Origin of the sequence: Escherichia sp. KCJ4928, from assembly GCF_004352695.1 — a bacterium.
Taxonomy (GTDB): Bacteria; Pseudomonadota; Gammaproteobacteria; order Enterobacterales; family Enterobacteriaceae; genus ECMA0423.
Map to the genome: position 1 here is coordinate 1 of NZ_SJWV01000247.1, position 4,345 is coordinate 4,345.

A 4,345-nucleotide genomic window follows, 5' to 3' on the forward strand; every position below is an offset into this window, starting at 1 on the left:
TGAACCAGTCTGGAAAAGGGAAAGTGTGGTTTGCGAGGCGAGGAACCGCCCCTGAATGGCAAATGAAACGGGAAATGCTCTCGCCTTCGTATACAACACAATGGACTGAGATCCCCATTGCTTCATTCTGATATATCAGAATAATTTTTGCATTTTAAGGCGCACATCATTCATTGCCTCCTGCACCGAATCAGTAGCAGAAGGAGGCATTTTTTCAGCAGATTGCAAAGCACCGAGTTCAGTCAACACAGCTCTGATATCGGCCTGAGAAGGCTTCCATCCAGTCGTCTGACTGAGTAAGGTTACAACCTGATCTGCTGAAAACTCCTCGCTCAAAATGGCAGTCAGCAATACAGGCAGGCGAGGATCAAGTTGGTGTAACGCCATTCCAGAAATAAATGCATTCCGGAACAGCTCACCACGCTCAGAACGCGGAACGGACTCTATCGCTTCCAAAGTTTGAAAGTCTGCAGCTTTTTCCGGATGCAGATAAAGTGTGAATTTTTTCCTTTTCCGTTCATCGTCCACAATATTACTCCTCTTTGAAAGCCGCGATAGCTTCAACCAGTGCTGTCTGTGGCGACTCCATCATCACTACTTTTTGCCCAAGATGGTGCCATGCCGTTTTTATCGAATCATAGATCAACGGGGCCCCACCACCGACAACATAAACACGATTCACATGATGAAAATCACCGAGCTCATTGACTACTTGCTCCCCCAGACTGGCAATAGCCCCCTCAATGGTATTAAGGACCAGATCAGTTTTTGTTTCGTCATTTATAACCTGCCGAACAAAGTCCGGGTCATTACGACGTTTAATCAATTCATCTGCAACGAGGAAACTGGTATCACTGGATGCCATGCGCAATGCACTCATTGCAGCTTTCGTAACTGAAGACACACCAATGCCAGAATTACCATGAATGGCACTTACAGAGTCAAATTGACCAACGATAACACCAACATCAAGCGTAGTGCCGCCAATATCAACTACCAGCGATTTTTCGAACTGACCAACTTTATCCATGACCAGACGAGAAAACACAGCTGGCAATGATTCAGGCATCACATCAACGTGTTCAATGGTGAAAACATCGCCTTTATTAAGACGAATCGGCCTCATTAAATTCTCAATTTTACGCTGAATGTTGAGTTCATTTTTTTGACACTCTTTCGTGTAGAACTCACTGATAGGCAAAGTCACAGTCAATGATACAGGCTGAGGCACTAATCCACTATTCAGTAAAGCGTGATGCACAGCTAACAGGTTAACATCCGTATATTGATACTCAATATGAGTCGTAAGAATAGATTGGTTGCTAACTTCATCATACGTGTATTTTTTACCATCCAGTTCATAGTTAAATGTCTGGCGAATCCCTAACCCGTCAACCTTCCATCCATGACGAAATGAGTTTTGCGACAACGACTTACTGATTTTCCCATTGTCATTCCATGCCAACTTGATTGTTGTTGAACCATCATCGCAGTATACGTTCATCTATAGCCCCTTAAATACTCAATCTGAGTAAATCACTGTTTCTGGTTGCAAGGTAATACTCAATTTGAGTACTATCATAGTTATGAAATCACAAAACACAAGTATTATTTATTACATCATATGACACACTTCACGTTTCATACTTCATAAATATGAACACATATTGACACCTCAGGTTACCGTGTCAAAATATCATCATACTTCACACATCACATTTATGAGGTTGCAATGATTACTGTAGTTGGTGGGAACAAAGGTGGTTCAGGGAAAACTACCATTGCATCAAACCTGGCTATTGCTCTCGCAAATAAAGGAAGGGAAGTCTGCCTGTTAAACGGAGATCTACAACGAACAGCCGCAAAACATCATGCGGAACGAGAAGCTGCAGGACTTTTACCAGCAATAACTCTTGTTGAGAAATTTGATAATCTGACACAAACACTACAGGCTCTGAATGAAAAGTTCGATGATGTAATAGTGGATGTCGCAGGAAGAAACTCAAAGGAATTCATAACGAGTGGGGTTGTCGCACATCAAATAATTGCGCCACTACAGTGTTCTCAACCAGATCTGGATACTCTTACAGAACTAGAACAACAGATAGACGCAATGCGTAACCTTAACCCGGAACTTAAGGTTTATTGTTTACAAAGTATGGCAACAACCAATCCGGTTTTGAGGGGAAATGAGAGAAAAGAATTCCTTGAATATCTTGAAGAATTCCCAACAATTCAAGTTCTGGATTCAGTTATTTGTTTCAGAAAAGTCTATCGCGATTGCATGAGCAACGGCACCGGTGTAGTAGAAACGAACAATACAGCAGCCAAAGCAGAAATTGAACATTTAATGAATGAGGTATTTGGCCCATGGTGAAGAAACCCAGCCAGCAAGCATTAAACAGAGCTGCAGTTACGGTAGAACAAGCAGAGGCTCTGGCTCAGCGCCTTGCGGATAAACCATACGGCGCGCCGGAAAAACCCGAACCAGAAAAACAATGTCGGACGACAATCTCTCTTGGTGAAAGCATGCTTGTCACAATAGAAGATCTGGCATTGAGGAATAAACGCAATGGTAAAGATCCAAAAAATGTAAGTGCCATCGTCAGAGTAGCCCTTGAGCAATACTTAAAAACACTAACATAATAATCAAAAAGTTATTACTTATGAAATCACACTTATGAATTCATACTGTTTAAGCCCCCTTGCATACAAGAGATCACATATTGCAGTGGTCTCTTTTTTTATAGAAGAAATCACAATTCATAATTGTGACTTATTATGCATATCTGTTTTTCAGCATTGTGACCGCATCGGACTCAGGCATCGAAAACTGCACCCGGTGCCGTGCAGCCACATCCAGTGCAAACACCTTCGTGTAGACCTCCGTTGAGCTGATGGACTTATGCCCCATCAGACTCTGCAGGACCTTCAGCGGTATACCGGCATACAGCATATGCATCGCATAGGAATGGCGGAACGTATGTGGCGTGACCGGGACAGAGAACGTCACACCATCAGCGGCAGCGGCGGCAACCGCCTCCCCAATCCAGGTCCTGACCGTTCTGTCCGTCACTTCCCAGATCCGCGCTTTCTCTGTCCTGCCTGTTCGTTTATTACGCCGTTCCATGGGGATTTTCAGTGTGGCCACCATCGTCTGCAGCTGGCTGACGTACCAGGAGTCAGAGAGCGGAACCAGCCGGTGAGTCTGCTGACCGGCGGGCATTCTTCCTGCCGTCCTGGCAGCTTTTTCGGTCCGTTGTTTCAGGGTCGCAAGCTGCACAAACGGATACGGAGGCGCGAGCGAAAAATCCCCCCGCGTCAGCGCCAGTGCTTCATTAATGCGCGCACCGGTGTTCCACAGTGTGGCCAGCAGCATCTTGCGGCGCAGATCCGGGACGTAATGGAGCAGGGCGCTCACTTCAGGGGCCAGCAGGTATTTTGGCAGTTCATCATGAACCATCGACATCTGGCGGAGTGCCAGCGCAGCCGGATAATCGATGGCAACAGGAAGCTGAGCGGCATCCCGGGCATGGTGGATCGGTGCCGGCAGGTGCTGCATATCAGTGTTCACTCCACGGGGAAACGTCGGGCAGGTTTTCCACAACCCGGTACTTTCCCGGATAACGGAGCTGGTTACCGCCACGCGTCCAGACGGTGACAACAAAACCCCCTCCCTGGTTGTTTTCGGGGAGCAGGCGATCGCACTGCTCACTCAGCATGTGGATCACGAACGGCGCATCGCTGCCGTCTTCAAATACCAGTTCCAGCGCATCGCGGCCATTCAGCGTTCCCTTACTGATGATGACGTACTCAGCTCCCCGCATCTCCCTGAGTAAATGTTTTGCCGCATCCGGGACAAGCAGCCTGGCTGCGCCGGCATTCCAGCTGAGGTAGACATATCCGGCCTGCGCCTGTACAGACTGCCAGTAATCCGTTCTGGCGACAGCCTGACCTTCATTCTCAATAAAAAACATGGGTGACTCCTTTTTTCTTTTCCGGGCAGGGACGGTCATGCGATAACGTCATCCATCATCACTGCCCTTACCGTCACGCCGTCTGATAACATCATGCCGTTATCATCATCACCATGATAACAAGCATCCATATAACCACGCCGTTAAATTACCGGAGAGTCGTTTCCGTCAGATCCGACTTTCTTGAATATCACAACTTTCCGGAAGTGTACCACGCTGAGGAAATAATCATATCGCTGTTTTCCGCCCCTGCGCGACGCATCACAGGTCAGGGAGATGACACAACATATAGTGTCATCAGCAGCTGAATCCGGCACTACATGTTGTGATGATGGGAGGTGGCGTTGTGTGGGGGGAGAGGAAGATCC

At 46.9% G+C, this 4,345-nt stretch carries 7 protein-coding genes; 3 read left to right on the top strand and 4 right to left on the bottom strand.

The annotated features are described in order from the left end of the window. Positions 1-131, top strand: a 131-nt coding sequence (locus E0D98_RS21560; protein ID WP_131890982.1) for a DUF4113 domain-containing protein, incomplete at its 5' end; no start/stop codon positions are given. A gap of 4 nt (positions 132-135) precedes the next feature. Here E0D98_RS21560 and E0D98_RS21565 read toward each other — a convergent pair. Together E0D98_RS21565 and parM are read right to left on the bottom strand one after the other, a co-directional pair. Beyond that, the gene (locus tag E0D98_RS21565; protein ID WP_000340829.1) at positions 136-528 is read right to left on the bottom strand and encodes a plasmid partitioning/stability family protein; all 393 of its coding nucleotides are present in this window, start codon (positions 526-528) and stop codon (positions 136-138) included. Between the two features lie 4 nt (positions 529-532). Continuing rightward, positions 533-1,504 carry a plasmid segregation protein ParM domain-containing protein gene (gene parM, locus E0D98_RS21570; protein WP_021580010.1) on the bottom strand — a complete coding sequence of 324 codons (972 nt, stop codon included), beginning with the start codon at positions 1,502-1,504 and terminating at the stop codon, positions 533-535. A 228-nt stretch (positions 1,505-1,732) separates the two neighbouring features. On the opposite strand from parM, the gene E0D98_RS21575 reads away from it, so the two are divergent. Both E0D98_RS21575 and E0D98_RS21580 read left to right on the top strand, forming a co-directional pair. Next, positions 1,733-2,377 carry an AAA family ATPase gene (locus tag E0D98_RS21575; RefSeq protein ID WP_000633911.1) on the top strand — a complete coding sequence of 215 codons (645 nt, stop codon included), beginning with the start codon at positions 1,733-1,735 and terminating at the stop codon, positions 2,375-2,377. Then, positions 2,371-2,646, top strand: a complete 276-nt coding sequence (locus tag E0D98_RS21580) for a hypothetical protein (protein ID WP_000239529.1) — start codon at positions 2,371-2,373, stop codon at positions 2,644-2,646. The genes E0D98_RS21575 and E0D98_RS21580 overlap by 7 nt, the downstream gene beginning before the upstream one ends. Before the next feature lie 133 nt (positions 2,647-2,779). On the opposite strand, the gene E0D98_RS21585 is transcribed toward E0D98_RS21580, so the two are convergent. Together E0D98_RS21585 and E0D98_RS21590 are read right to left on the bottom strand one after the other, a co-directional pair. Then, a complete protein-coding gene (locus tag E0D98_RS21585; protein WP_001164194.1) occupies positions 2,780-3,562 on the bottom strand; it encodes a site-specific integrase in 783 nt (260 codons plus the stop codon). A 1-nt stretch (position 3,563) separates the two neighbouring features. Continuing rightward, complete coding sequence (locus E0D98_RS21590) at positions 3,564-3,977, bottom strand: hypothetical protein (protein ID WP_000465046.1); 414 nt, start codon at positions 3,975-3,977, stop codon at positions 3,564-3,566. Positions 3,978-4,345 lie beyond the last annotated feature (368 nt).